This window comes from Micromonospora sp. NPDC047730 (assembly GCF_043204765.1).
GTDB lineage: Bacteria > Actinomycetota > Actinomycetes > Mycobacteriales > Micromonosporaceae > Micromonospora.
The window spans coordinates 1-4,241 of record NZ_JBIDCU010000061.1 but is presented as its reverse complement, the minus strand read 5'-3'; the positions used below and the strand labels follow the sequence as shown (position 1 = coordinate 4,241).

Sequence of the window (4,241 nt, the reverse complement as noted above, 5' to 3'; positions counted from 1 at the left end):
TCAGCCAACGTGAGCACCCCGGCCACGTACGCGGCCGTGATCTCACCGACCGAATGCCCACCCACGAAGTCCGGCACCACCCCGAACGACTCCACAAGGCGGAACAACGCCACCTCGACCGCGAACAGCCCGGCCTGCGTGAACACCGTCTGGTCCAGCAGCTCCGCCTCGGCGGTGCCCGCCTCCGCGAAAAGGACTTCCCGAAGCGGCTGCGGCAGCAGCGGGTCCAGGTGGGCGCACACCTCGTCAAGCGCGGACGCGAACACGGGGAACGCCGCGTACAGCTCCCGGCCCATCCCGGCACGCTGCGCGCCCTGCCCGGAGAAGAGGATCGCGACGGGGCCCCGGTCGGCGGCGCGACCGGTGACGACGGCGTCGGTGGGCTCGCCGGCGGCGAGGGTACGCAGCCCGGCGGTCAGCTCGTCGTGGTCGGCGGCGAGCAGCACGGCCCGGTGCTCCAGTGCCGCGCGAGCCGTCAGGGACGTCCAGCCGGCGTCGACCAGCCGCGGCCGGTCGGGCGCGGCGAACCGGTCGGCCCAGCGGTGGGCCTGCCGGGCGAGGCCGTCGCCGCGGGCGGAGAGCAGCACCGGCACCAGCGGCGGTGCGGCGGGCTCGACCACCTCGCCGTCGACGATCTCGGCCGGCGGCTCCTCGACGATGACGTGCGCGTTGGTGCCGCTGACCCCGAACGAGGACACGGCGGCGCGGCGGGGCCGGCCGGTCTCCGGCCAGGGCCGGGCCTCGGTGAGCAGTTCGACGGCGCCGGCCGACCAGTCGACGTGCGGGGTGGGCTCGTCGACGTGCAGGGTGCGGGGCAGGACGCCGTGCCGCAGCGCCTGCACCATCTTGATCACACCGGCGACGCCGGCGGCGGCCTGGGTGTGACCGATGTTCGACTTGATGGAGCCCAACCACAGCGGCTCCCGACCGTCCCGGTCCTGCCCGTACGTGGCGAGCAGCGCCTGCGCCTCGATCGGGTCGCCCAGGGTGGTGGCGGTGCCGTGGGCCTCGACGGCGTCCACGTCGACGGTGCTGAGGCCGGCGTTGGCGAGCGCGGCCCGGATCACCCGCTGCTGCGACGGGCCGTTCGGCGCGGTCAGCCCGTTGGACGCGCCGTCCTGGTTGACGGCGCTGCCCCGGATCACGGCGAGGACGCGGTGGCCGTTGCGCCGGGCGTCGGAGAGCCGCTCGACCAGCAGCACGCCGACGCCCTCGCCCCAGCCGGTGCCGTCGGCGGCGGCGGCGAAGGAGCGGCAGCGGCCGTCGGCGGCGAGGCCGCCCTGCCGGGTGAACTCGACGAACGCGCCCGGGGTGACCATCACGTTCACGCCGCCGGCCACCGCCAGCTCGCACTCGCCCTGCCGCAGCGACTGCACGGCCAGGTGCAGCGCCACCAGCGACGACGAGCAGGCGGTGTCCACGGTGACGGCCGGCCCCTCCAGGCCGAACGTGTACGCGACCCGCCCGGAGATGACGCTGTGCGCGCCGCCGGTGAGCCGGTAGCCGTCCAGGTCGGGGGTCTCGTCGCCGGTGCCGTAGCCGGACGGGGACGCGCCGACGAAGACGCCGGTGGCGGTGCCGTGCAGCGAGTCGGGGGTGACGCCGGCCTGCTCGAACGCCTCCCAGGTGGCCTCCAGCAGCAGCCGCTGCTGCGGGTCCATGGCCAGCGCCTCGCGCGGCGAGATACCGAAGAAGACCGGGTCGAAGTCGGTGGCCCGGTCGATGAACCCGCCGTGCCGGGTGTGCGAGCGGCCGGACGCCTCGGGGTCGGCAGCGAGAAGCCGGTCGAGGTCCCAGTGCCGGTCGGCGCGGAACTCGGTGATGCCGTCGCGGCCCTGCGCGACCAGGTCCCACAGCCCGTCGGGATCGCTGACCCCGCCCGGGTAGCGGCAGCTCATCCCGACGATGGCGACCGGCTCGTCGGCGAGGGCGGCGCCGGCGGTCGTGGCGGGCGTCCCGGCGGGGGCGGCCTCGGCGTCGTCCAGCCGCAGCAGGGACGCCAGGTGCCCCGCCAGGGTGGCCGGGTTGGGGTAGTCGAAGATCAGGGTGGTGGGCAGGGCCAGCCCGGTCGCGCCGGTGAGCTGGTTGCGCAGCTCGACGGCGGTCAGCGAGTCGAAGCCCAGCTCCTTGAACGCCCGCTTCGGCCGGACGGCGTCGGTGCCGGCATGGCCGAGCACGGCGGCGGCGTGGTCGCGGACCAGGTCGGTGAGCTGGCGGTCCCGCTCGGCGCGGGGCAGGGCGAGCAGCCGCTCGCGCAGCGCGGCGGCGGAGTCGGTGACGCCGTCGGCGGGGCGGGCGGCCAGCGCCTCGCGTGCCTCGGCGATGTCGGCGAGCAGCGGCCGGGGCCGGGCGGAGGCGTACGCGGGGGCGAAGTGCGCCCAGTCGACGTCTGCGACGGTCAGGCAGGTCTCGCCGTGCTCGACGGCGCGGCGCAGGGCGAGCAGCGCGGCGGCCGGCTGCATCGGGTTGAGGCCGCGGCGGCTGAGCAGCCGCTGCGCCTCCTCGGTGGTGGCCATGCCGCCCTCGGCCCAGGCACCCCAGGAGATCGAGGTGGCGGTGAGCCCTCGGGCGCGGCGCTGCTCGGCGAGCGCGTCGAGGTACGCGTTCGCGGCCGCGTACGCGCCCTGCCCGCCGCTGCCCCACACACCGGAGATCGAGGCGAACGTGACGAACGCGTCGAGCTGCCGGTCGCCGAGCAGCTCGTCGAGGTATTCGGCGCCGGCGGCCTTGCCGGCCATGACGTGGTCGAACACGTCGAGGTCGGTGTCGACGAGCGGGGTGAGCTGGGTGATGCCGGCGGCGTGCAGCACGGCGGTCAGCGGGGCGACGTCGTCCAGGCCGGCGACCAGCGCGGCGACCTGGTCGCGGTCGGCCATGTCGCAGGCGACGACGCTGACCCGTACGCCGGTGGCGGTCAGCTCGTCGGCCAGCTCGCGGGCGCCGGCGGCGTCGAGGCCGCGGCGGCTGGTGAGGACCAGGTGTTCGACGCCGTTGTCGGCGAGCCAGCGGGCGGCCTGCGCGCCGATGGCGCCGGTGCCGCCGGTGACGAGCACGGTGCCGCGCGGCCGCCACGGGGTGACCTGCCCGGCGGCGCGGGCGGTGGTGCGGGCGAGCCGCCGGACGAAGGTGCCGAAGGGGCGGACGGCGAACTGGTCCTCGTCGCCGGCGCCGGCGAGGATGCGGGCGACCTCGGCCCAGGTGGCGGCGTCGGGCTCGGCGGGCAGGTCGACCAGACCGCCCCAGCCGCGGGGGTGTTCCAGGCCGATGACCCGGGCCATGCCCCACAGCGCGTGCTGGGCGGCGTTGACGACCGGCTCGGCGGGGCCGGTGCCGACGCCGCCCCGGGTGACGCACCACAGCGGCGTCGGCAGGTCGGCGTCCTGCGCCGCCTGCACGAGGCGGGTGGTGGCGACCAGCCCGGTGGGAATGCCGGGGTGGCCGGGGTACTGCGCGTCGGCGAGGCCGAGCAGGGACACCACGGCGGCCGGTGGCGTCTCGCGGTGCCCGGCCAGCGACTCGGCCAGCTCCGTCCGGGTGACCCGGTCCGGGTCGACGGCCAGCGTTCGCACGGTCACCCCGTCGGGCAGGGCGGCGGCGAGCAGGTCCAGCCAGCCGTCCACGGCCGCGTCGGTGGCGGGCCGCACCACGAGCAGGTCGCCTGCGAGGGTCGCCCCGCCGGCCGGGGCGGCGGGCTTCCACACCACGCGATACGACCAGCCGTCCAGCACCGCCCGCTGCAACCGGGCCTTGCGCCACGACGACAGCACCGGCAGGGCCGGGGCGAGCACCTCCGCGTCGGCCGCGCCGCCGTCGAGCTGCGCGGCCAGGGCCGCCACGTCGGAGCGTTCCACGGCCGACCAGAACTCGACGTCGACGACGTCGGGGCTGACCGGGCCGGCGACCGCCGGCGTGGTCCGCTCCGGCCAGTAGCGCTGCCGCTGGAAGGCGTACGTGGGCAGGTCGGTGAGGATCGGCGCGGGGGCGAGGACCCGGCGGTGGTCCACCGGCAGCCCGTTCGCGTGGGCGGCGGCGAGGCTGGTGAGCAGCCGGAGCGCGGCGTCCTCGCCACGGCGCAGGGTGGCCAGCGCCCGGCCGGTGGTGCCGGTGTCGTCGAGGATCGCGGTCAGCGACATGCTCAGCACCGGGTGCGGGGAGACCTCGACGAAGTCCGTGTGCCCGGCGTCGATGGCGGTACGCACGGCGGTGTCGAACAGCACCGGCAGACGCAGGTTCTCGGCCCA

Annotated in this window: 1 protein-coding gene; it reads right to left on the bottom strand. The window is 76.5% G+C overall.

Annotation, left to right across the window (positions count from 1 at the left end; all coding sequences use genetic code 11):
- A partial coding sequence (locus tag ACGF5G_RS35645; protein WP_393271295.1) for an SDR family NAD(P)-dependent oxidoreductase occupies window positions 1-4,241 on the bottom strand: 4,241 nt, incomplete at both ends.